21 protein-coding genes are annotated in these 22572 nt (G+C 72.7%); 13 read left to right on the forward strand and 8 right to left on the reverse strand.

The genetic code is table 11. The features are described 5' to 3' along the window. The 9 genes from ABZ915_RS46030 to ABZ915_RS46070 all read left to right on the forward strand — a co-directional run. On the forward strand, positions 1–240 hold a 240-nt coding region (locus ABZ915_RS46030), incomplete at its 5' end, for a TIM barrel protein (protein WP_361816604.1). Between the two features lie 96 nt (positions 241–336). After that, on the forward strand, positions 337–1308 hold the full coding sequence (gene iolC, locus ABZ915_RS46035; RefSeq protein WP_361816607.1) for a 5-dehydro-2-deoxygluconokinase: 972 nt from the start codon (positions 337–339) through the stop codon (positions 1306–1308). A gap of 4 nt (positions 1309–1312) precedes the next feature. Further along, complete coding sequence (locus tag ABZ915_RS46040) at positions 1313–2185, forward strand: aldolase (protein ID WP_361816610.1); 873 nt, start codon at positions 1313–1315, stop codon at positions 2183–2185. Then, positions 2182–3060, forward strand: coding sequence for a 5-deoxy-glucuronate isomerase (gene iolB, locus ABZ915_RS46045; protein ID WP_361816613.1), 879 nt, complete (start codon positions 2182–2184; stop codon positions 3058–3060). Before ABZ915_RS46040 ends, iolB begins: the two co-directional genes overlap by 4 nt. Then, positions 3060–4937 (forward strand): 3D-(3,5/4)-trihydroxycyclohexane-1,2-dione acylhydrolase (decyclizing), encoded by a 1878-nt coding sequence (gene iolD / locus ABZ915_RS46050; RefSeq protein WP_361816616.1) that lies wholly within the window; start codon positions 3060–3062, stop codon positions 4935–4937. Before iolB ends, iolD begins: the two co-directional genes overlap by 1 nt. A gap of 14 nt (positions 4938–4951) precedes the next feature. Next, positions 4952–6448 carry a CoA-acylating methylmalonate-semialdehyde dehydrogenase gene (locus tag ABZ915_RS46055; protein WP_361816619.1) on the forward strand — a complete coding sequence of 499 codons (1497 nt, stop codon included), beginning with the start codon at positions 4952–4954 and terminating at the stop codon, positions 6446–6448. Between the two features lie 28 nt (positions 6449–6476). Continuing rightward, positions 6477–7427, forward strand: a complete 951-nt coding sequence (locus tag ABZ915_RS46060; protein ID WP_361816622.1) for a TIM barrel protein — start codon at positions 6477–6479, stop codon at positions 7425–7427. A gap of 12 nt (positions 7428–7439) precedes the next feature. Further along, positions 7440–7862, forward strand: coding sequence for a Gfo/Idh/MocA family oxidoreductase (locus ABZ915_RS46065; RefSeq protein WP_361816625.1), 423 nt, complete (start codon positions 7440–7442; stop codon positions 7860–7862). Continuing rightward, positions 7829–8452 (forward strand): Gfo/Idh/MocA family oxidoreductase, encoded by a 624-nt coding sequence (locus tag ABZ915_RS46070; RefSeq protein WP_361816628.1) that lies wholly within the window; start codon positions 7829–7831, stop codon positions 8450–8452. The genes ABZ915_RS46065 and ABZ915_RS46070 overlap by 34 nt, the downstream gene beginning before the upstream one ends. 77 nt (positions 8453–8529) lie before the next feature. Here ABZ915_RS46070 and ABZ915_RS46075 read toward each other — a convergent pair whose 3' ends face one another. From ABZ915_RS46075 to ABZ915_RS46100, 6 genes are all read right to left on the reverse strand, one after another. Further along, positions 8530–9531: a LacI family DNA-binding transcriptional regulator gene (locus ABZ915_RS46075; RefSeq protein WP_361816630.1), complete on the reverse strand. Its 1002-nt coding sequence runs from the start codon at positions 9529–9531 to the stop codon at positions 8530–8532. 119 nt (positions 9532–9650) lie between these two features. Continuing rightward, a complete protein-coding gene (locus ABZ915_RS46080; RefSeq protein WP_361816632.1) occupies positions 9651–11777 on the reverse strand; it encodes a xanthine dehydrogenase family protein molybdopterin-binding subunit in 2127 nt (708 codons plus the stop codon). 6 nt (positions 11778–11783) lie between these two features. Next, the gene (locus tag ABZ915_RS46085; protein WP_361816635.1) at positions 11784–12779 is read right to left on the reverse strand and encodes a xanthine dehydrogenase family protein subunit M; all 996 of its coding nucleotides are present in this window, start codon (positions 12777–12779) and stop codon (positions 11784–11786) included. Next, positions 12776–13357: a 2Fe-2S iron-sulfur cluster-binding protein gene (locus tag ABZ915_RS46090; RefSeq protein ID WP_361816638.1), complete on the reverse strand. Its 582-nt coding sequence runs from the start codon at positions 13355–13357 to the stop codon at positions 12776–12778. The genes ABZ915_RS46085 and ABZ915_RS46090 overlap by 4 nt, the downstream gene beginning before the upstream one ends. Positions 13358–13460: 103 nt before the next feature. After that, positions 13461–14330: a hypothetical protein gene (locus ABZ915_RS46095; protein ID WP_361816641.1), complete on the reverse strand. Its 870-nt coding sequence runs from the start codon at positions 14328–14330 to the stop codon at positions 13461–13463. Positions 14331–14401: 71 nt separating this feature from the next. Beyond that, positions 14402–16345, reverse strand: coding sequence for an ABC transporter ATP-binding protein (locus tag ABZ915_RS46100; protein WP_361816759.1), 1944 nt, complete (start codon positions 16343–16345; stop codon positions 14402–14404). A gap of 183 nt (positions 16346–16528) precedes the next feature. Here ABZ915_RS46100 and ABZ915_RS46105 point away from each other — a divergent pair, with 183 nt between their 5' ends. Beyond that, positions 16529–17503: a lysylphosphatidylglycerol synthase transmembrane domain-containing protein gene (locus tag ABZ915_RS46105; RefSeq protein ID WP_361816644.1), complete on the forward strand. Its 975-nt coding sequence runs from the start codon at positions 16529–16531 to the stop codon at positions 17501–17503. Positions 17504–17846: 343 nt separating this feature from the next. On the opposite strand, the gene ABZ915_RS46110 is transcribed toward ABZ915_RS46105, so the two are convergent. Continuing rightward, positions 17847–17993 carry a hypothetical protein gene (locus ABZ915_RS46110; protein ID WP_361816647.1) on the reverse strand — a complete coding sequence of 49 codons (147 nt, stop codon included), beginning with the start codon at positions 17991–17993 and terminating at the stop codon, positions 17847–17849. 93 nt (positions 17994–18086) lie between these two features. Between ABZ915_RS46110 and ABZ915_RS46115 the strand changes: the two genes are divergently transcribed. The 3 genes from ABZ915_RS46115 (at position 18087) to ABZ915_RS46125 (ending at position 20839) form a co-directional block, all read left to right on the forward strand. Further along, complete coding sequence (locus tag ABZ915_RS46115) at positions 18087–18848, forward strand: crotonase/enoyl-CoA hydratase family protein (RefSeq protein ID WP_361816650.1); 762 nt, start codon at positions 18087–18089, stop codon at positions 18846–18848. Positions 18849–19044: 196 nt separating this feature from the next. Continuing rightward, the gene (locus ABZ915_RS46120) at positions 19045–20136 is read left to right on the forward strand and encodes a mechanosensitive ion channel family protein (protein WP_361816653.1); all 1092 of its coding nucleotides are present in this window, start codon (positions 19045–19047) and stop codon (positions 20134–20136) included. A 307-nt stretch (positions 20137–20443) separates the two neighbouring features. Further along, positions 20444–20839 (forward strand): DUF4186 domain-containing protein, encoded by a 396-nt coding sequence (locus ABZ915_RS46125; RefSeq protein WP_361816656.1) that lies wholly within the window; start codon positions 20444–20446, stop codon positions 20837–20839. Between the two features lie 6 nt (positions 20840–20845). On the opposite strand, the gene ABZ915_RS46130 is transcribed toward ABZ915_RS46125, so the two are convergent. Further along, the gene (locus ABZ915_RS46130) at positions 20846–22396 is read right to left on the reverse strand and encodes a M1 family metallopeptidase (RefSeq protein WP_361816659.1); all 1551 of its coding nucleotides are present in this window, start codon (positions 22394–22396) and stop codon (positions 20846–20848) included. Positions 22397–22572: the final 176 nt, after the last annotated feature.

Below are 22572 nucleotides of genomic sequence, written 5' to 3' on the forward strand. Positions count from 1 at the left end.
CTCGACCACACCGCCTCCTCCGGCAACCGCTACATCCTCAACCCACCCGGCACCCCCGCCCGCATCCACCAGCACCTCGACATCGGCCAGGGCGAGGTCGACTTCGACGAACTCTTCCGCGCACTGCGCGCCCACGGCTTCGACGGCACCCTCACCGCCTGCGTCTTCGCCTGGGAGGAGCGCGCCAAGGAGTCCTCCGTGTTCATGCGCGAAAAGATCAACGAGTACCTGGCCGACTAGCCGAGCCAAACGTCCGTACAAAGTATTGACATGACATTTAGCTCGCCGTAGGTTCGAGGGCGTCTTTAAAGCGCTTTACCCCGAAGGGAAACCAGCATGACGCCGTTCGATGTGCTGACCATGGGCCGGGTGGGGGTGGACGTGTATCCGCTCCAGACGGGTGTGGGGCTGGCGGAGGTCACCTCGTTCGGCAAGTACCTCGGCGGCAGCCCGACGAATGTGGCGGTGGCCGCCGCCCGTCACGGCCGCTCCGCCGCCGTGATCACGAAGACGGGCCGGGACCCGTTCGGGGACTTCGTGCGCTCCGCGCTGGAGGGGTACGGCGTCGACGCCCGTTTCGTGGGGACGTCGGACATCGCGCCGACGCCGGTGACGTTCTGCGAGATCTTCCCGCCGGACGACTTCCCGCTGTACTTCTACCGCCTGCCGAAGGCTCCTGACCTGGACATTCAGCCCGATGAGCTGGACGTGGACGCGGTCCGGGACGCGGCGGTGTTCTGGATGACCGGCACCGGTCTGAGCGAGGAGCCGAGCCGGGCGGCGACGCTGGCCGCGCTGGAGCACCGGGCGAGGGCGGGAACGACCGTGTTCGACCTGGACTGGCGGCCGATGTTCTGGCCGGATCCGGCCGAGGCGCGGGCGTATTACACGGAGGCCCTGAGCCACACCACGGTAGCCGTCGGCAACCTCGACGAGTGCGAGGTCGCCACCGGTGAGCGTGAGCCGCTGGCGGCGGCGAAGGCGCTGCTGGCCGCCGGGGTGGAGCTGGCGGTGGTCAAGCAGGGGCCCAGGGGTGTGCTGGCGGTGGACCGGGACGGCTCCGTGGCCGAGATCCCGCCGGTCGCGGTGGACGTGGTCAACGGACTCGGTGCCGGGGACGCGTTCGGCGGGGCGCTGTGCCACGGGCTGCTGTCCGGCTGGGACACCCACCGCGCGGTCGCGTTCGCCAATGCCGCCGGTGCCATCGTCGCGGGCCGGCTGGCCTGCTCCGACGCCATGCCCACCGAGGCCGAGGTCACCACCAAGCTCCGCGAGGCAGCCCCTGCCTCGACCGAACGAAAGGCCTGACGACGTGCTGTCCGACAACGTGAGCCGGATCGTGTCCGCCCGGGTGGGCGACCCCGGCGCCATCCCGGCCGCGGCCGCCCGCCGGGTGAAGGCCACCTCGCTGCTCGGCGAGCACGGCAAGGCGATGATCATCGCCGCGGACCACCCCGCACGCGGCGCCAACGGCGTCGGCGCGCACCCCACCGCGATGGCCGACCGCTTCGAACTGCTGGACCGCCTGTGCATCGCGCTGGAGCGGCCGGGTGTGACCGGGGTGCTGGCCACCGCCGACATCCTCGAAGACCTGCTGCTGCTCGGCGTCCTGGACGGCAAGAGCGTCTTCGGCTCCATGAACCGCGCCGGCCTCGCGGGCTCCACCTTCGAGATCGACGACCGGTTCACCGGCTACGACGCCGAGACCATCGCCGCCATGGGCTTCGACGGCGGCAAGATGCTCACCCGTATCGCCCTCGACGACCCGGCCACCCCGACCGCCCTGACCGAGACGGCGCGGGCCGTCAATGAACTGAACGACCGCCGGCTCATCGCCATGGTCGAGCCGTTCATCTCGGTGTGGCAGGACGGGAAGGTCCGCAACGACCTCTCGACGGACGCCGTCGTCAAGTCGGTCACGATCGCCTCGGGGCTGGGCCGCCGGAGCGCCTACACCTGGCTGAAGCTGCCGGTCGTCAAGGACATGGCGCGGGTCCTGGCCTCCTCCACCCTTCCCGCGCTGCTGCTGGGCGGTGAGGTGAAGGATGCGGGGGCGGCGTTCGCGTCCTGGGGCAAGGCACTCAAGCTGCCCACCGCACAGGGGCTGGTCGTGGGCCGCTCGCTGCTCTACCCGTCCAACGGCGACGTGGCCGGTGCGGTGGACAAGGCGGTGAGCCTGCTGTGACGGACACGAGCAAGTACCACCTCCCGGCCGGGACTTCGGCCGACGGCCCCTACGACCTCCTGGTCACGCCCGAGTCGGCGGGCTGGGGATACTCCGGCCTCAGGATCCTGACCCTGAAGCCGGGCGAGGCGCACACCCTGTCCACCGGGGACTCCGAGTTCCTGGTCCTGCCCCTGGCCGGCGCGTGCACGGTCGGCGTCGACGGACAGAGCTTCGAACTCTGCGGCCGGCCCGGTGTGTTCGCCTCGGTCACCGACTTCGCGTACCTCCCCCGCGAGTCGGAGGCCGTCATCAGCAGCGTGTCCGGCGGACGGTTCGCGCTGCCCTGCGCCCGTACCGGGCGAAGCGGCCTCCCGGCCCGGTACGGGCGCAAGGAGGACGTGCCCGTCGAACTGCGGGGTGCGGGCGCGTGCTCGCGGCAGGTCAACAACTACTGCCTGCCCGGCACCTTCGAGGCCGAGCAGCTGCTGGTGTGCGAGGTGCTCACGCCCGGCGGCAACTGGTCGTCGTACCCGCCGCACAAGCACGACGAGGCGCGGCCCGGGGTGGAGTCGGAGCTGGAGGAGATCTATTACTTCCAGGTCCAGGGTGACGGCGGCTTCGCCTACCAGCGCGTGTACGGCACCCACGACCGGCCGATCGACGTGCTCGCGGAGGTCCGCTCCGGCGACACCGTCCTCATCCCGCACGGCTGGCACGGCCCCTCCATCGCCGCGCCCGGCTACGACCTGTACTACCTCAACGTCATGGCGGGCCCCGGTCAGGACCGGGCCTGGCTGATCTGCGACGACCCCGCCCACGGCTGGGTCCGCGGCACCTGGGACTCGCAGGACGTCGACGACCGGCTGCCCTTCGGCGCCGAGGAGACCGAGTGATGGAAACGATCAGACTCACCACCGCCCAGGCCCTGGTCCGCTTCCTGGCCGCCCAGTACAGCGAGCGCGACGGCCAGGAACAGCGCCTCGTCCCCGGCGTCTGGGGCATCTTCGGCCACGGCAACGTCGCCGGCATCGGGCAGGCACTGCTCCAGGCCGCCACGACCGGCGAGGCCGACCTGCCCTACTACCTGGCCCGCAACGAGCAGGGCATGGTCCACGCCTCGGTCGCCTACGCCAAGATGCGCGACCGGCTCGCGGCCTTCGCCTGCACGGCGTCTACCGGGCCGGGCTCCACGAACATGATCACGGGTGCGGCGCTGGCCACGACCAACCGGCTGCCGGTACTGCTGCTGCCGTCCGACATGTTCGCCACCCGCGTCGCCGACCCGGTGCTCCAGCAGCTGGAGGACACGCGTGGCGGGGACGTCACCGTCAACGACGCCTTCCGCGCCGTGTCGAAGTACTTCGACCGCATCTCCCGTCCCGAGCAGCTCATCCCGGCCGCGCTGGCGGCGATGCGGGTGCTGACCGATCCGGTGGAGACCGGCGCGGTCACCCTCGCGCTGCCGCAGGACGTGCAGGCCGAGGCCTACGACTGGCCCGTGTCCTTCTTCCGCCGCCGGGTCTGGCACGTGGGCCGCCCGGTGCCGGAACCCGCCGCCGTGGAGCGGGCCGCGCGACTGCTGCGGAATGCGAAGAAGCCGCTGATCGTGGCGGGCGGCGGAGCCGTCTATTCAGGCGCCGAGACCGCGCTACGGGCCTTCGCCGAGGCCACGGGCATCCCGGTCGCCGACACCCACGCCGGCAAGGGCGCCGTCCCCTGGGACCACCCGTACGCGGTCGGCGGGATCGGCTCCACCGGCTCCTACGCGGCCGACGAACTGGCGAAGGACGCCGATGTCGTCCTCGGCATCGGCACCCGGTACAGCGATTTCACGACCGCCAGTCACACCGTCTTCGGCAACCCCGAGGTCACCTTCGTCAACCTCAACGTCGCCCGCCTCGACGCCGTCAAGCACTCGGCGGAGCCACTGGTCGCCGACGCCCGGCTCGGCATCCAGGCCCTCGCCGGAGCGCTGACGGACTGGGAGGTCGACCCCTCCTACCGACAGCGCACGCGCGAACTGATCGCCCGGACACGGGAGATCGAGGAGGCCTGCTTCAACGCCGGGCACGGTCCGTTGCCGGCCCAGACCGAGATCCTCGGCGCGCTCAACGCCGTCCTCGACGACCGGGCCGTGGTCATCAACGCGGCCGGCTCCATGCCCGGTGACCTGCAACAGCTGTGGCGGGCGAGGGACCCGAAGGCCTACCACGTCGAGTACGCCTACTCCTGCATGGGCTACGAGGTCGCCGCCGGCGTCGGGGCGAAGATGGCCGACCCCTCCCGCGAGGTCGTCGTCCTCGTCGGCGACGGCTCCTACCTCATGATGGCGCAGGAGATCGTCACCATGGTCTCGGAGGGCCTGAAGGTCATCATCGTGCTGGTCCAGAACCACGGCTTCGCCTCCATCGGCGCCCTGTCGGAGTCGCTCGGCTCGCAGCGGTTCGGCACCAAGTACCTCTATCGCAACGGTGATTCGGGCCGGCTCGACGGCGAGGTCCTGCCCGTCGACCTCGCCGCCAACGCCTCCTCCCTCGGCGCCGACGTCCTGCACGCCGCCTCCGTCGAGGAGTTCCGGGCGGCGATGGAGAAGGCCAAGGCCGCCGGCCGCACCACCGTCGTCCACGTCGAAACCGACCTCTACGGACCCAACCCGCCCGGCCACGGCTGGTGGGACGTCCCCGTCAGCCGGACCTCCGCCCTCGACACCACCCGAGGCGCGTACGAGACGTACGCCGACCACAAGCGCGCCCAGCGGCACTACCTGTAAGGAAACCCCTCAACGTGAAGACCATTCAGCACTGGATCAACGGCTCCCCCGCGGACGGCGCCGCCCCGCGGACCCAGCCCGTCTTCAACCCGGCCACCGGCCAGGAGCAGGCCCGGGTCGTCCTCGGCGGTGCGGCCGATGTGGATGCCGCGGTCGAGGCCGCCGCCCGCGCCTTCGAGACGTGGTCGGAGTCGTCGCTGACGCAGCGCACCCAGGTGATGTTCGCCTTCCGCCAGCTCCTCGTCGAACACGAGGAGGAACTCGGCCGGATCATCTCCGCCGAGCACGGCAAGACCGTCGACGACGCCCGCGGCGAGATCACCCGCGGCCGGGAGGTCGTCGAGTTCGCCTGCGGCCTCGGCGACGTCCTCAAGGGCTCCTTCTCCGACCAGGTCTCCCGCGGCGTCGACGTGCACAACTTCCGCCAGCCGCTGGGTGTCGTCGCGGGCATCACGCCCTTCAACTTCCCGGCGATGGTGCCGCTGTGGATGCACCCGATCGCGATCGCCACCGGCAACACCTTCATCCTCAAGCCGTCCGAGCGTGACCCCTCGGCCGCCAACTTCGTCGCCGCCCTCTACCGTCAGGCCGGACTCCCGGACGGCGTCTTCAACGTCGTCCACGGCGGCAAGGACGCGGTCGACGCGATCCTCACCCACCCCGGCATCGAGGCGGTCTCCTTCGTCGGCTCGACGCCGATCGCGAAGTACGTCCACGAGCAGGCCACCGCCCACGGCAAGCGCGTCCAGGCCCTCGGCGGCGCCAAGAACCACGCCGTCGTCCTCCCCGACGCCGACCTCGAGTTCGCCGCCAACCACATCACCTCCGGCGCCTACGGCTCCGCGGGTGAACGCTGCATGGCCGTCTCCGTCGCGGTGGCCGTGGGTGCCGCGGCCGACGGTCTGGTGGAGGTGCTGGAGCGCAAGGCCCGCGAGGTGAAGGTGGGCCCCGGCGACCGGCCGGGCACCGAGATGGGGCCGCTGGTCACCAAGGCCGCCCAGGAACGGGTGGAGAACGCGGTCGGCACGGCCGCCACGCAGGGCGCGACCATCGTCGTCGACGGGCGTGGGCTGAAGATCGACGGCCACGAGGACGGCTTCTTCACCGGTCCCTCCCTCCTCGACCACGTCACCACCGAGATGGCGGCGTACAAGGAGGAGCTGTTCGGCCCGGTCCTGGCGATCCTCCGGGTGGACACCCTCGACGAGGCCATCGACGTGATCAACGCCAACCCCTACGGCAACGGCACCGCCCTGTTCACCGCCTCCGGCGAAGCCGCCCGCCGCTTCCAGCGCACCATCAAGGTCGGCATGATCGGCATCAACGTCCCCGTGCCGGTCCCGATGTCCTACTACTCCTTCGGCGGCTGGAAGGACTCCCTCATCGGCGACAACCCCATCCACGGCCCCGAAGGCATCCGCTTCTACACCCGCCCCAAGGTCGTCACCACCCGCTGGCCGCAGCCCAAGCAGCAGGTCGACGCCGGCTTCGACTTCCCCACCTCCAGCTGAACTCGGTCCCCTGCCCGAAGGACACCTCATGGCAACGGCGCCCACCCCGCTGCGCACCACCGTCGGCAACCTCTGTCTGGGCTCCGCCCCCGACTCCTGGGGCGTCTGGTTCCCCCAGGACGAGCACCAGGTGCCGCACACCCGCTTCCTCGACGAACTCGCCACGGCCGGCTACCAGTGGCTGGAGCTCGGCCCGTACGGCTACCTCCCCACCGACCCCCAGCGGCTGAAGGAAGAACTCGACGCCCGCGGCCTGAAGGTCTCCGGCGGCACCGCCTTCGGCGCCCTGCACCGCCCCGAGGCCTGGGACGACATGCTCGCCCACGTCCGCCGGGTCGCCACCCTCACCGCCGCCGCCGGCGCCCACCACCTCGTCCTCATCCCGCCCATGTACCGCGACGAGAAGAGCGGTGCCTTCACCGAGTCACCGGTGCTGACGGCGGAGCAGTGGGCGGGCTTCGGCAAGGCCGCCGACCGGCTGGGCAAGCTGCTCCTCGACGAGTACGACGTACGCCTCGTCGTCCACCCCCACGCCGACAGCCACATCCAGACCCAGCCCGAGATCGAACGGCTCCTCAACGAGTCCGACTCCCGCTACACCAACCTCTGCCTGGACACCGGACACGTCGCCTACGGCGGCGGCGACAACCTCGACCTCATCCGCCGCCACGGCGAACGCGTCGGCTACGTCCACATCAAACAGATGGACCCCGAGATCCTCGCCCAAGTCACCGCCGAGGACCTCTCCTTCGGCGAAGCCGTCAAGCGCGGCGTATGCGTGTCTCCCCCGGCCGGCGTGCCCAACCCGGCCGACATCATCACCGAACTCTCCACACTGGACGCCGAGTTGTTCGTCATCGTCGAGCAGGACCTCTACCCCTGCGCCCCCGACGTACCACTGCCCATCGCCATCAGCACCCGCGAACACCTCGCCGCCTGCGGCCTCACCGGAACCCGGCGCCCGGGCGGCACCGCCTGATGGAGCCGGAGCATGGGTGAGCCTGGCATGAACGCCGTACGCATAGGGGTGATCGGCGCGGGCAACATGGGCGCCGACCACGTGAACACTCTGCACCGTCATGTGTCCGGGGCGTTGGTCACCGTGGTCGCCGACATCGACGAGGAGCGGGCCACCGATGTCGCCGGTGCGCTCCCCGACGCCCGCGCCACCGGCGATCCGTATGCCGTGATCGCCGACCCGGAGGTCGACGCGGTCGTGGTCGCCTCGCACGACAGCACCCATGCCGAGCTGTTCGTCGCGGCCGTGAGGGCCGGTAAGCCCGCGCTGTGCGAGAAGCCGCTCGCCCCCACGCGGCCGAATGCGTCCGCGTGGTGCGCGAGGAGCGGCGGGCCGGCGGGGGGCTGGTCTCGCTGGGCTTCATGCGCCGCTTCGACCCCGCGTACGTGGAACTGAGACAGGCCCTGGCCGCCGGTGCCTGCGGAGCGCCACTGCTGCTGCACTGTGTCAGCCGAGGCGTCTCCTCCGCTCCTGGAGCCACGGACGAATTCAGCGTCACCGGGTCGGCGATCCACGAGTTCGACACCGTTCCCTGGCTGCTCGGCTCCCCGGTCACCGAGGTCAGCTGGCACGCGGCCCGTGCCACGACGGCGGTGTCCGGTCTGCGGGACCCGCACCTGATGCTGCTGCGCACCGCCGACGGCGCGCTGACCACCGTCGAGGTGTTCCTCAACGCCGGCTACGGCTACGGCATCCGCTGCGAGGTGGTCGGCGAGCAGGGCGCGCTGGCCCTCACCAACCCCGCGCGCCTCGTCACCGATTCGGTCCGGGCCCGCTCCCTCGGCTACCCCGCCGACTGGCGCCCCCGGTTCGCCGACGCCTACCGCCTCGAACTCCAGGCCTGGACCGACGCCGTCGCCACCGGTGGTCCCTCACCCCTGGCCACGGCACACGACGGGCTCGTCGCGGGCGCGGTGGCCGAGGCCGTCATCGCTTCCATGAAGGACGGGGGCCGCACCGTCGCCGTCCAGGTCCCGGAGGTCTGAGCATGCCCGCGGCATCGTCTTCCCCGGCGAGAGGCGAGCCGGAGAGCCGGAAGAACTGCTCGGTACCCCCTGAGGCCTCAGGCCGCGCCGGCCGGCGGCGGCCCGCTGGTGCCCCGGATCACCAGTTTCGGATCCACGACCGCCTCCCGCGGTTCCAGGCCGGCGTTCTCCAGCCGCTGCACGGCGAACCGCACCGCGTGCTCCGCCATGAGCCCCGCGTCCTGACGGACCGTGGTCAGGCCGATCGGCATGAGGTGGGAGAGGTGGCTGTCGTCGTATCCGACGACGGACAGGTCGCGCGGGACCTCGACACCGGCCCGGGTCAGGGACATCAACAGGCCCATCGCGCTACGGTCGTTGCCCGCGAGGACCGCCGTCGGCAGTGGCCGCCCCTCCTCGCGCTCCGCCAGCAGGAGACGGCCGGTGTCGATGCCGGACTCCTCCGTGTGATCGCCGGGGATCACCCGGGCCTCGGATTCCAGTCCGTGGCGGCGCATCGCCGCGCGGTAGGCGCGCCGCCGCTCGGCCGAGCCGGGGCCGTGCCCGCCGTCGATGTGCACGATCCGGCGGTGCCCGAGCTCGACGAGGTGGTCCATCGCCTGCCGTACGCCCTTGCCCTCGGCGGAGTGCACGAAGTCCACGTGGGCGTGGGGGACCCGGCGGCTGACCGAGACGGCGACCGTGCGGCTCCCCAGTTCGTGGAGGAGGGCGGGCTCGGCGAAGGAGCCGAGCAGGATCACCGCCTCGCAGCGGTGGCTGAGCAGCGCCTCGACGGCCTTCTCCTCGCTGCGTCCCTGGGTGGCGCCGGACAGCAGGACCTCGTAGCCGAGGCGTTCGGCCTCCGGGTAGATGCCCTCGATGAGGTTGGTGTGGAAGGTCTGCTGCACGGTGAACATCACGCCCAGCGTGCGGCTGCGCCCCCGGGCCAGCAGCCGGGCCGCGCTGTCGGGGCGGTAACCGATCTCGTCGGCGACCCGCAGCACCCGCTCCCGGGTCTCCTCGCTCGCCCCCGGCTGGTTGCGGAACACGATCGAGACGAGCGCCCGGGACACGCCCGCCTTCGCGGCGACATCCGCCATCGTGGGCCGCTGCTTGCCCGATGCATCCACCTGTGAACCCACTCTCAGGCCCTTGACATGGCATTTCGACAGGGATCATCGTACTCGTACTGGAGCGCGACAGTAGAGCGCGGCAGCCCTCAGAGTCCCAACAGGCCGGTCAGCACCCGGTCCGGTGTGAGGGGCAGTTCACGGAAGCGGATGCCGGTGGCGTGGTGGACGGCGTTGCCGATGGCGGCGGCGGTGCCGACGATGCCGATCTCACCGATGCCCTTGCTGCCCATCGGGTTGAGGTGGGGGTCGTCCTCCTCGATCCAGTGCGCCTCGATGTCGGGGACGTCGGCGTGCGCCGGCACGTGGTAGGAGGCGAGGTCGGACTCGGTGAAGTCGCCGAAGGCCGCGTCCATGGTGCTGCCCTCGGTGAGCGCCATGCCGAGCCCCATGGTCATGCCGCCGACGAACTGGGAGCGCGCGGTACGGGCGTTGAGGATCCTCCCGGCCGCGTACACGCCGAGCAGCCGGCGCACCCGGACCTCGCCGGTGACGGTGTCGACGGCGGCCTCGGCGAAGTGGGCGCCGAAGGCGTGGCGCGCATAGCCCTCGTCCAGGCCGGCGCGGCCGGTGGTGTCCGCCCGTTCGACGAGGCCGGTGTCGGGCAGCGGCCCGGTGCGCCCGGCCAGGCGGCCGGCGAGCCGGGCGCACGCGGCGTGCACGGCCCAGCCCCAGGAGGCGGTGCCGGAGGAACCGCCGGCGAGCGACGCGGACGGCAGGTCGCTGTTGCCGACCTCGGTCCGTACCCGCTCCAGCGGTACGCCGAGCGCGTCGGCCGCCACCTGCGCGAGCACGGTACGGGAGCCGGTGCCGATGTCGGCGGCGTTCACCCGCACGAGGAAGGTGCCGTCCGGCAGCGCGTGGGCCGCCGCGGTGGACGGGAAGACCAGGAAGGGGTAGGTCGCCGCGGCCACGCCGGTGCCGACCAGCAGGTCCCCCTCGGAGCGGGCGTGGGGGCGCGGGGCGTGGTGCGCCCAGTCGAAGCGCCGGGCGCCGTCCCGCAGGCACTCCACGAGGTGCCGGCTGCTGAACGGCTTGCCGCTGTCGGGTTCGCTGTCGGGTTCGTTGAGGATCCGCAGCTCCACCGGGTCCTCGCCGAGCGCGTAGGCGAGTTCGTCCATCGCGGACTCCAGGGCGTACATACCGGGCGCCTCGCCGGGTGCGCGCATCCAGGACGGGCTGGGCACGTCCAGCGGGACGACCCGGTGGACGGTCAGCAGGTGCGGGGCGGCGTACATGACCCGCGCCGGGACCGCCGCCTGCTCGACGAACTCCCGGACGTGGGAGGTATAGGTGGTCGCCTCGTGCATGACGGTGGTCAGTCGGCCGTCGGCGGTGGCTCCGAGGCGCAGCCGGTGCAGGGTGGGGGCGCGGTGGCCGACCACGGCGGCCAGGTACTTGCGCGGCAGGTTGACGGTCACGGGCCGCCCGGTGTGGCGTGCGGCCATCGCGGCCAGGACGACGTCGGGGCGCGGGGTGCCCTTGGAGCCGAAGCCTCCGCCGACGTGTTCGGCGACGACGGTGACGTGGTCCTCGGGCATGTCGAACAGTCCGGCGAGCACGGAGCGGACGGTGGTGCCGCCCTGGCTGGAGTTGTACACGGTGAGCTTGTCGCGGGCCCGGTCCCAGTGCGCGGTGCTGGCGTGCGGCTCCATGGGGTGGTTGTGCAGTGGCGGCACCCGGTACTCGGTGTCGACGCGGACGGGTGCGGCGGCGAAGGCGCCGTCCGGGTGGCCGTGTTCGGTGCGGCCGGGGTAGCCGCCGTTGGCCTCCTCGGGTTCGTAGGCGTCGGGGTGTTCCGGCCGGAGCGTGACGTCGTACTCCTCGGTGTCGTACGTGACCAGGACGGCCCGGGCGCCGGCGCGGGCCGCCTCCGGGGTGTCGGCGACGACCAGGGCGACGAACCAGCCCCGGTGCGGCACCCCGGGGTTCTGGAGCACGGCGAGGGTGGCGTCCTCCGGTTCGGTGAGCCGGGGGGCGTTCTCGTGGGTGAGCACGTCCAGGACGCCGGGGACCTCCCGGGCGGCGACCGTGTCGATCGCGATGATCCGGCCGCGGGCGATCGTGGCGGGCACGGGCCAGGCGTGGGCGCGGCCCGGCAGGCGGTGCTCGGCGGCGTAGCGGGCCTGGCCGGTGACTTTCTCCCGGCCTTCCCGGCGCTCGGCCGGGGCACCCAGGGCGGGGCCGGTGCGGGCCATGGTGTCCTCCTGTGGCATACCGGTTCAGCTCCCCACGGGCGCCGGCGCGAGGCGGCCCAGGACCTCCAGGGCGAGGTTGTGGGCGAGGGGCACCTTGTAGGCGTTGTCGCGCAGGGGCTCGGCGGCGTCGAGTTCGAGGTCGACGGCGCCCTCGAAGGCGGGCGGGGTGGCGGCGGCGCCGAGCAGGGCCTCCTCGGCCAGCCGGGCCCGCCAGGGCCGGTGCGCCAGCCCGCCGAAGGCCAGGCCGATCTGGCTGACCCTGCCGTCCGCCACCCGCAGCAGCACGGCGACGGAGGCGAGCGCGAAGGCGTACGAGGCGCGGTCGCGGACCTTGCGGTAGGCGGAGGGCGCTTTGGCGGTGGCGGCCGGGAGCACGACGGAGGTGATCAGTTCGCCGGGCCGGATCTCGGTGTCCCGCTCCGGGTGGTCGCCGGGCAGCCGGTGGAACTCGGCCACCGGCACGCTCCGGGTGCCGTCGGTGCCGTACAGCTCGACGCGGGCGTCGAGGGCGGACAGGGCGACGGACATGTCGGAGGGGTTGGTGGCGATGCACTGCGGGGAGTGGCCGAGGACGGCGTGGTCGCGGTGCACGCCGTCGCGGGCGCCGCAGCCGGAGCCCGGGTCGCGTTTGTTGCACGGCTTGGAGAGGTCCTGGAAGTAGGGGCAGCGGGTGCGCTGGAGCAGGTTGCCGCCGGTGGTGGCGGCGTTGCGCAGCTGGCCGGAGGCGCCCGCGAGCAGGGCCTGGGACAGGGCGGGGTAGCGGTCGCGGACCAGCGGGTGGGCGGCGAGGTCGCTGTTGCGGACCGTGGCGCCGACGCGCAGTGAGCCGTCGTCGAGCTCCTGAACCGTGTCCAGGGGCAGGCGGCCGACGTCCACGAGGGCGGCGGGCCGGGCCACGCCGAGTTTCATCAGGTCGACGAGGTTGGTGCCGCCGCCGAGGTACTGGGCGCCGGGGTGCGCGGTGTACGCCTCGACCGCCTCCTCGACGCTGCGGGCCCGTACGTAGGCGAAGGGCTTCACTGGTTCACGTCCTCCACGGCGTCGACGATGCGCGGGTAGGCCCCGCAGCGGCAGAGGTTGCCGCTGAGCCGCTCGCGGATCTCGGCCCGGTCCAGCGGCACGGGCCGGCCGGAGGGGGCCGCCGGGTCGGTGACGTGCGAGGGGTGACCGGCGGCGGCCTCGGCCAGGGCGCCCACGGCGGAGCAGATCTGGCCCGGTGTGCAGTACCCGCACTGGAAGGCGTCGCGGTCCAGGAAGGCCCGCTGGAGGGGGTGCGGTTCCTCGCCGTCGCCCGCGAGGCCCTCGACGGTGGTGACCTCGCTGCCGTCGAGGGCCACGGCGAGCAGCAGGCAGCTGTTGACGCGGCGCCCGTCGACCAGGACCGTGCAGGCCCCGCACTGGCCGTGGTCGCAGCCCTTCTTGGCGCCGGTGAGGTCGAGGTCCTCGCGCAGCAGGTCGAGCAGGGCGCGCCGGTGGTCGACGAGGAGGGTGCGGGGTTTCCCGTTGACACGGAGGGTGATTTCCGAGCGGTACGGGGCGGGGAGCGCGGGCGGCTCGGGGCCCGCCCCGGCGTCGGGGGTCTCGTCGTGACTGTCCATGGTGTGGATGACCTTCCGGACGCGCCGTGCTGCCGTGGTTGACCGCGTATCCAGGCTGCGACAGCTGACACGTTCCGGCACCCCGGGGAGGCCCGGACCGGGGTCAGCCGGACTGCGTGGGGCCGCCGGACTGCGTCAGCCGGCCGGTGACGTCGGCGGTGTCCGAGGCGGGCGGCGCCGCGACGTCCACCTTCGTGCCGAAGTCGGCGAACTTCAGGACGGTGCTGCTCACCACCTGGGTGTCGCGCTGCCCGGGCGCCCGGTCCTTGAGCGGGTGCAGGGCGAGGCGGACGCGCTCCTGGCGCAGACGGCCCTGACCGTCCAGCCACACGTCCAACGGCAGGGAGGACCTGCCCAGCTGGCGGCGGAGTTCCGCGGCCTGGCCGGCGTTGCCGGACGCCAGCGCCGACACGGGCACCGCCACGCGGTAGCGGGTGGTGGCGGTGCCGTCGACGGTCTCGGCGCCGGCGCGGGCGACGCTGCCGGAGCCGACGCCCTTGAGGTAGCGCAGCGGCTGGGCGGGGTCGCTGAACTGGGACCGGCCCGCGGATCCGGACCGGGCCAGCCGGGCGAGGTCGATCTTCATCCAGGTCTTCCCGCCCGGCACGACGCCCCCCTTCTGTCCGCCGGACGGCTTCTGGTAGACGACCCCGTCGACGACGCGCTGCTCGATCTCGGTGCCCTGTGAGGTGAGCGTCATCCGGCTGGCGCCCTCCTTCAGGTCGACCAGGCCGGTGCCGTGCGCGGTGACGGCCTGTCCGTCGGCGACCGCCTTGGTGCTCACCGTCATCCGCGCGGTGTCCGCGGCCACGGTCTTGCGGTAGGCGTCCCGTACGGCCTCGGCCTTGGGCGTCGTACTCGCGCCGCCCTTGGCGTCGCCGCCCGCCGCGGAGCCGTCGTCGCTGCCGCAGGCCGCTGCTCCCGCGATCAGGACGAGTGTGGCCACGGCACTTCCGATCTGCGCTTTCGACACGGTGTCTGCCTCCCGGGAGGGGTCGTTCCGTCGGTTCTCGGCGCCTCCTCGGGTGCCCTGCCGACCGCAGGTCACGCCCCGGCCACCACCTCGGCGGCCCCCTCGGTCCCGGTCTCGGTTTCGGGCGCGGTCTCGGGCGCGGTCTCGGGCGCGACGTCCCGCTTCTGTTCGAACTGGGTGCGGTACAGCTGTGCGTATCGCCCGCCGGCCGCCAGGAGTTCGTCGTGCGTGCCCCGTTCCACGATGCCGCCGGCCTCGACGACGAGGATCAGGTCGGCGGCGCGGACGGTGGACAGGCGGTGGGCGATCACGAGGGCGGTGCGGTCCCTGAGGGCTTCGGTCAGGGCCTCCTGGACGGCGGCCTCGGAGGTGTTGTCCAGGTGGGCGGTGGCCTCGTCGAGGATGACGACGCGCTGCCGGGCCAGCAGCAGCCGGGCGATGGTCATCCGCTGCCGCTCGCCGCCGGAGAGGCGGTAGCCGCGCTCGCCGACCACGGTGTCCAGGCCGTCGGGCAGGGACCGTACGACGACGTCGAGGCGGGCGCGGCCGAGCGCGTCCCAGAGTTCGTCGTCGCTCGCCCCGGGGCGGGCCAGCAGCAGGTTGGCCCGGACGGTGTCGTGGAAGAGGTGGCCGTCCTGGGTGACCATGCCGAGGGTGGCCCTGAGGGAGGTCGCGGTCAGGTCCCGTACGTCGACGCCGCCGACCCGGACGGCGCCCTCGTCGACGTCGTACAGGCGTGGCAGCAGCTGGGCGATGGTCGACTTGCCGGCGCCGGAGGAGCCGACGAGGGCGACGGTCTGCCCCGGTTCGGCGCGGAAGGTGACGCCGTGCAGCACCGGGCTGCCGCCGCGGGCGTCGAGGGCGGCGACCTCCTCCAGGGAGGCGAGGGAGACCTTGTCGGCGGACGGGTAGCCGAAGCGGACGCCGTCGAACTCGACCGCCACCGGGCCCTCGGGGACCTCACGGGCGTCCGGCTTCTCCTGGATGAGCGGCTCGAGGTCGAGCACTTCGAAGACCCGCTCGAAGCTGACGAGAGCGGACATCACTTCGACGCGGGCCCCGGCGAGCGCGGTGAGCGGGGCGTACAGCCGGGTCAGCAGCAGCGCCAGCGACACGACCGCGCCGGGCTCCAGGTGGCCGCGCAGCGCGAACCAGCCGCCGAGGCCGTAGACCAGGGCGAGGGCCAGGGACGACACCAGGGTGAGGGCGGTGATGAACGCCGACTGGGCGGTCGCCGTGCGGACGCCGATGTCCCGCACCCGGGCGGCCCGGGCCGTGAACTCGGCCGACTCCTCCTCCGGGCGGCCGAACAGCTTGACCAGGGTGGCGCCGGGGGCGGAGAAACGCTCGGTCATCCGGGTGCCCATCGCCGCGTTGAGGGCGGCCGCCTCCCGCTGCATACGGGCCATCCGGCTGCCCATGCGGCGGGCGGGCACCACGAACACCGGCAGCAGCACGAGTGCGAGCAGGGTGATCTGCCAGGACAGGGTGAGCATGACGGCGAGGGTGAGCAGCAGTGTGACGATGTTGCTGACGACGCCGGACAGGGTGTTGCTGAAGGCCCGCTGGGCGCCGATGACGTCGTTGTTGAGTCGGGAGACGAGCGCTCCCGTACGAGTACGTGTGAAGAACGCGACCGGCATGCGCTGCACATGATCGAACACAGCCGTTCTCAGATCGAGGATGAGCGCTTCCCCGAGCGTCGACGACAGCCGTCTGCCGAGGATCCCGAGGGCGGCCTCGGCGACGGCGATCAGCGCGATGAGCACGGCCAGGCGTACGACCGTGTGCTCGTCGCCGTGCGTCACGATCGCGTCGACGACGTGGCCGGCGAGCACGGGGGTCGCGACGGCGAGCAGCGCGGTCACCACCCCGAGCAGCACGAACCATACGATGCGGCGGCGGTGCGGGCGGGCGAAGGCGGCGATGCGCCGCAGGGTCCGGCGGTCGAAGGGGCGGCGCTCCGCCTGGGCGTTCATCACGCTGTGCAGCTGTGTCCACGCTGTGGTCTCCATGCTCATGGGAGAGAACGTAGAACCTCAGGCATCGTTGAGGTCAATGCCCGCCCGCCGTCCCCTCGCGCGAAGGACCCGATGACCCCTCCCCCGCACCTTCCCCCTCACCCGCTTCCCGTCCGTAAGCCGCCCGTCCCGATTCCGCCACCCGCCGTTGGCGCGGTGCGGAAAGCCTCTTGCGATGTGACAGCGGTACAACTCCCCGAACTCCGCCCGGGACGACTCCCCCGACGCGTCCCCGTCCGCCAGGCCCTGTGCCTGGTCCCGCTCCTGCTGGTCACCGTGGCCGCGGTGCGGCACCGCTCCGTGCTCACCGCGGGCTTCGGCCATCTGCGCACGGCGTCCTGGCCGTGGCTGCTGGCGGCGGCCGGCGCCACCTGTCTGACCTGGGTCGCCGCCGCCTTCACCCGGCAGGGCGCCGTCGTGCAGCCGCTGCCCAGACGGCGGCTGCTGGCCACCCAGTTCGCGGCCGGGGCGGCCAATCACCTGCTGCCGACAGGGCTCGGCGCGAGCGCCGTCAATCTGCGTTTCATGACCGTGTGCGGGGTGCCGCTCGCCCGCTCCTCGGCGGCTCTCGCGCTGTACCTGCTGGCCGAGTGCGTGGGCCGGCTGGTCCTGCTGACGGCGCTGCTGATCGCCTTCCCGGACGCGCTGCGGCTCGGCAGCCTGCTGCCCGGCGGTGCGCTGGGCCCGCTGCTACTGGCCGTCGGTGCCGTGCTGCTGCTGGCGGTGGCCGTGCTGCTGCTCGTACGACGGCTGCGCACGGCCGCGTTCTCCTTCGTGCGGACCGCGCTGGGCGAGGCGCGGTCGGTGCACGCCCGGCCGGCCCGGGCGCTGGCCCTGTGGGGCGGCTCGCTGGCGTTCCCCGCGCTCCAGGCGGCCGGGCTGGCCGCGGTGGGGCAGTCGCTGGGGCTGCCGGTGCCGGCCGCGCACATGGCTCTGGCCTATCTGGCGGCGACGGTCGCGGTGGCGCTGGTGCCGACGCCGGGCGGGATCGGCTCCGTGGAGGCGGCACTGATCGTGGCCCTGGTCGCGGTGGGCGGCCCGGCGGCCGTCGCCACCGCGGTCGTCCTCGCCTACCGGATCATCACGGTCTGGGTCCCGCTGCTGCCCGGCGCGCTGACGCTGGGTGCGCTGGTGCGGCTGAAAGTGATCTGAGACGGAACCCGGCCCGGACCCGCCTGGGCCACGGACACCACCGGGCCACGCCCGCTCCCGGTCCCCCACGACGGTCACACCCGTGGCGAACCCACCCGACGCCGGGGCGCCGGTGCGGCTGAAGGCGATCCGAGACGGAACCCGGCCCGGACCCGCCTGGGCCACGGACACCACCGGGCCACACCCGCTCCCGGTCCCGGTCCCCCACGACGGTCACACCCGTGGCGAACCCACCCGACGCCGGGGCGCCGGTGCGGCTGAAGGCGATCCGAGGCGGGGGCCCCGGCCGCCCACGGGCCACCTGGCCCGGACCACGGCCGGGACACCGCCGGGCGGCTCCCGCTCAGCAGCAGCCGCCGCCGATGGACCCCTGGACGGCCGGCGTCGACGGCCTCGCGTCGGCTCCTGCGCCGCTCATGGCGATCGCGCTGGTGGCGATGCCTGCGACGAACACGACCGCGGCGATGAGAATGACGAGCTTCTCCCTCACATGTCCTCCTGCGAGACGAACCGGATGGCACAGTGGCCTCCCGAGCCAAGCACGGCCGGACATGACAAGTCGACGGCAGAAGGAGACACACCCGTGCCGGTCCGCGTGGAACGCAAGGAACACGTCACCACCGTCGTCCTCTCCCGCCCTGAGGTCCGCAACGCCGTCGACGGTCCGACCGCGGCCGGGCTCGTGGCGGCGTTCCGGGCGTTCGAGGCCGACGACGAGGCGCGGGTGGCCGTGCTGTGGGGCGAGGGCGGCACCTTCTGCGCGGGTGCGGACCTGAAGGCGATGGGTACGGAGCGCGGCAACCGGGTCGCCGAGGACGGGGACGGCCCGATGGGCCCGACCAGGCTGCGGCTGTCCAAGCCGGTGATCGCCGCGGTCGCCGGTCACGCCGTTGCGGGAGGCCTGGAGCTCGCCCTGTGGTGCGATCTCAGGGTCGCCGAGGAGGACGCCGTCTTCGGCGTGTTCTGCCGCCGCTGGGGCGTCCCGCTCGTCGACGGCGGCACGGTACGGCTGCCCCGGCTGATCGGCACGAGCCGCGCCCTGGACATGATCCTCACCGGCCGCCCGGTGCCGGCCCGCGAGGCCCACGAGGCGGGCCTGGCCAACCGGCTCGTCCCCACCGGCCGGGCCCGCGCCGAGGCGGAGGAGCTCGCCGCGTCCATCGCCCGATTCCCGCAGGCCTGCCTGCGCGCCGACCGGGCGTCGGTGCTGGAGCAGGAGGGGCTGGACGAGGAGAGCGCGCTGCGCGGTGAACTCCGGCACGGAGCCGGTGTGCTGACGGAGGCGCTGGAAGGAGCGGCCCGGTTCGCCGAGGGTGAGGGACGACACGGCTCGTTCTCGCGCTGAGGGGCCGCACGTGTGCGAACTGCCGTTCCCGATACGGCAGGATGAAAAGTCGCGCCGGCCGTCGACGTCCAACCGGCGGGCGCGACCGCACATCCCGGAAACGAGCAGGTGACAACGTGACGATTCCTCACACCGGTCTTCCCACCGGGCCGCCGGCGACGCCGTTCGCCGCAGCTTCCCGCGCCGGAGGTGACCGGTGAACCGCGCGCTGACCCTGGACGACCTGATCCTCGCGGGCATCGCCCTGGCGGCGGGCCTGCTGGTGGCCTTCTCCTCCCGCACCCTGCTGCGCTGGCTGGCGGGGCACGCCAAGCGCACCAAGTGGAGCGGCGACGACGTCATCGTGGACGCGCTGCGCACGGTGGTGCCGTGGGCGGCGATCGCGGCCGGCGCGGCCGGTGCGGGGGCGGCGCTGCCGCTGACCCGGTCCGTCCAGCACCACACCAACCAGTGCCTGAAGGTGCTGCTGATCTTCGTGGTGACCCTGTCCGCGGCCCGGGTGATCGCCGGGCTCGTGCAGAGCGTCACCCACTCCCGCTCCGGTGTCGCCGGGTCGGCCACCATCTTCGTCAACATCACCCGGGTGCTGGTCCTGGCGATCGGCTTCCTGGTGGTGCTCCAGACGCTGGGCATCTCGATAGCGCCCCTGCTCACCGCCCTCGGCGTGGGCGGTCTGGCGGTCGCCCTGGCCCTCCAGGACACCCTCGCCAACCTCTTCGCGGGCATCCACATCCTCGCCTCCAAGACCGTGCAGCCCGGCGACTACATCCGGCTGAACACCGGCGAGGAGGGCTATGTCGTCGACATCAACTGGCGCCAGACGACGGTCCGCCAGCTCTCCAACAACCTGGTCGTCGTCCCCAACGGCGAGCTGGCGAAGAGCAACATGACCAACTACACCCGCCCCGAGCAGCGGCTGACGATCCTGGTACAGGCGGGCGTGAGCTACGACAGCGACCTCGACCACGTCGAGCGCGTCACCACGGAGGTCATCGCCGAGACGATGACCGAGGTCACCGGCGCCGTCCCGGACCACGAGCCCGCCATCCGCTTCCACACCTTCGGCGACTCCCGCATCGGCTTCACGATCATCCTGGGCGTCGGCGAGTTCAGCGACCAGTACCGGATCAAGCACGAGTTCATCAAGCGTCTGCACCGCCGCTACCGCGAGGAGGGCATCCGCATCCCCGCGCCCGCCCGCACGGTCGCGCTCCAGCAGGGCTCGGTGGCGATCCCGCACCAGCGCGGCGCGGAGGACGTCCCGTCGGGCCCCGGCATCGTCGGCTGACGCCGTCCGGCGGGCGCCGGCGCCGGCCGCGGCGCCCGGCAGGCACTTCTCGCCCGCACCACCTGGGGGCGCACCCCGACCGAACAGGATGCCATCGCCCGCAGCCCGCACCGCCCGCAGACGCCGACCGGCGGTGGCGGGCGGCGGTGGCGGCACCCGGCAGGCACCTCCCGCCCACGCCGACGGGCGCGCACCCCGGCCGAGTGGCCGGCTTCCCGTCGCACGCGCCCCGCGCCGATGTTCCGTGTGGCGGGGCCGGGTGGCGTCTCGGCGGCCTCGGGCCCGGCCGTCGTATGCTCGCAGCAGCATGGCCTCTCCCCCGGACTCCCCGATTCCCGATCCGCCGGCCCGCGTGCTCGACCAGCGGCTCGACGCGATCGCGCGGCAGCCGTTCCGGGCCAAGTTCCACCTGCGCGGGCGGGACCGGGCCACCGCGGAACTGAGTGGCCCGGCCACGATGCGGTGGCACGCCCACGACCTGATCGCCAAGCGGCTGGCGCCGGCCGAGCCGTACAAGGACGGCAGGCAGACGCCGTACCGCGGGCACCCGGTCTTCGTCGCCCAGCACGCCACCGCGACGTGCTGCCGCGGCTGCCTCCAGCGCTGGCACGGAATCCCCAAGGGGCGGGAGCTGAGCCGCGCGGAGCGCGCCTACGTGGTGGCCGTCGTCTGCCGCTGGATCGAGCGTGAGCTGACCGGCTGAGCGGGCTCAGAGCGTCGCCGAGTTGTCGTGGTAGTGGCCGCCGCGCAGGCTGTGCGGGGTCGCCAGGGACGGGGTCACCGGGGTGACCGTCCAGTCCGGGTGGCCGGGCATGCGCGGGGTCGTGGTGCCGTACAGCCAGTCGCGCAGGAAGCCGGACTGGTCCTGCCCGCAGACCTGCGAGGCGACGGCGACGTAGTCCTCGGTGGCGGCGGAGGAGTTGCGGAAGCACGTCAGGAAGGTGCGCTCCACAGCGTGGAAGACGTCCTCGCCGACCAGTTGCCGGAAGGCGTACAGGACGAGGACGCCGCCCAGGTAGCGCTGGCTGTCGAAGAGGTTGACGGCGTTCGGGGCGGCGACCGGGCCGGAGTCCTGGCGCCACTGGTCGCCGCGGGCGTAGGTGTCCTTCATCCGGGCCTCCATGGTGGTGAGGCCGAGGGAGTCGGGCCAGCCGCGCTCGTAGCGGTACAGCAGCCCGTAGAAGTCGGCATGGCCCTCGTTCAGCCACAGATCGGCCCAGGTGGCGGGGCTGACCAGGTTGCCGAACCAGGAGTGGACCAGCTCGTGCATCATGTGCGAGCCGATCTTCTTCTCCTCCTGGAGCAGGAAGTTCGGCTTGTACAGGGTGAGGGTCTGGGTCTCCAGGCCGGTGAAGTCGAAGGCGTTCGGGTCGTCGGAGTTGCAGGGCAGCAGCCCGTACGTCTCGAAGGGGTACGCGCCGAGGCGGGCCTCCAGCCACTCCACCAGGCCGGGGGTGAGGGAGAGCGCCGGTTCCAGGGCGGTGGCGCGGGCGGCCGGTACGACGTCGCGCAGGGGCAGGCCGTGCGGGCCCTGCCGGTCCTTGACGACGTAGTCGCCGACGGTGATCTGGACCAGCTCGGTGGCCATCGGGGAGCGGGAGCGGTACGAGTACGCCGTGCGGCCGTCGGCCAGGGTCTCCGTGCGGGTGAGCACGCCGTTCGCCACGCCGCGCAGGCCGCCCGGGACCGTGACGCGGAAGGTGAAGTCCGCCTTGTCCGAGGGGTGGTCGTTGCAGGGGAAGACGGTGTGCGCGGAGTTCGGCTGGCCGCACACCGCGAACCCGTCGGGGGTGACGACCCAGCCGGTGTGCGGCAGGGCGCGGTGCGGGTCGGCGGAGTAGGCCACGCACACCGTGACCCGGTCCCCGGCCCGCAGGGCCTCGGCGGGGGTGATCCGCAGTTTCTCGTCCGCCTGCTCGAAGCCGGCCTCGCAGCCGTCGACGTGTATGGACCGTATGTCCAGGCCGAGGCAGTCGAGGGAGAACCGGGTCAGCCGCCGGTCGGTGCGGATCGTCAGGGTCGCGGTCGCGTCGACCAGCCCGGTCGCGGGGTCGTACGCGAGGTCGAGGTCGTACGAGGAGACGCGGTAGCCGTCGTTGCCGAGGGCCGGGAAGACCTGGTCGTCGAGGGTCTCCGGGCCCGGGGTCCCCGGGTCGCCGCCGGTGCGCGGGGCGGCGTGGGCGGCCGAGCCCACGGTCAGTGCGGTCGCCGTGCCGATCAGGGCGGCCGCGGGGGCCGTCACTCTGGTGCGATATCTCATGGTCCGCTTTCGCTCGGGCGGCCGGGGTGGTCGGATCCGGCCGTCGGTGAGTGGGCGATCTACTTGCTGGACCGCAGAATCGAATCCCTCGGTTGCCCCGGACGACACCGATGTGATCCCGGCGTGAGGGCGGACCCCTGTCGAGTGGACGGCGGTCACGAGATATCTTGATGTCG

The sequence above is a fragment of the Streptomyces sp. NPDC046915 genome (assembly GCF_040644935.1).
Taxonomy (GTDB): domain Bacteria; phylum Actinomycetota; class Actinomycetes; order Streptomycetales; family Streptomycetaceae; genus Streptomyces.

Excerpts from the sequence above, each read along its gene's own strand:
- iolC (WP_361816607.1), top strand. The coding sequence starts at position 337 with ATGACGCCGTTCGATGTGCTGACCATGGGCCGGGTGGGGGTGGACGTG.
- iolD (WP_361816616.1), top strand. The coding sequence starts at position 3,060 with ATGGAAACGATCAGACTCACCACCGCCCAGGCCCTGGTCCGCTTCCTG.
- ABZ915_RS46060 (WP_361816622.1), top strand. The coding sequence starts at position 6,477 with ATGGCAACGGCGCCCACCCCGCTGCGCACCACCGTCGGCAACCTCTGT.
- ABZ915_RS46065 (WP_361816625.1), top strand. The coding sequence starts at position 7,440 with ATGGGTGAGCCTGGCATGAACGCCGTACGCATAGGGGTGATCGGCGCG.
- ABZ915_RS46070 (WP_361816628.1), top strand. The coding sequence starts at position 7,829 with ATGCGCCGCTTCGACCCCGCGTACGTGGAACTGAGACAGGCCCTGGCC.
- ABZ915_RS46075 (WP_361816630.1), bottom strand. The coding sequence starts at position 9,531 with ATGGCGGATGTCGCCGCGAAGGCGGGCGTGTCCCGGGCGCTCGTCTCG.
- ABZ915_RS46080 (WP_361816632.1), bottom strand. The coding sequence starts at position 11,777 with ATGCCACAGGAGGACACCATGGCCCGCACCGGCCCCGCCCTGGGTGCC.
- ABZ915_RS46090 (WP_361816638.1), bottom strand. The coding sequence starts at position 13,357 with ATGGACAGTCACGACGAGACCCCCGACGCCGGGGCGGGCCCCGAGCCG.
- ABZ915_RS46100 (WP_361816759.1), bottom strand. The coding sequence starts at position 16,345 with ATGGAGACCACAGCGTGGACACAGCTGCACAGCGTGATGAACGCCCAG.
- ABZ915_RS46125 (WP_361816656.1), top strand. The coding sequence starts at position 20,444 with ATGGCCTCTCCCCCGGACTCCCCGATTCCCGATCCGCCGGCCCGCGTG.
- ABZ915_RS46130 (WP_361816659.1), bottom strand. The coding sequence starts at position 22,396 with ATGAGATATCGCACCAGAGTGACGGCCCCCGCGGCCGCCCTGATCGGC.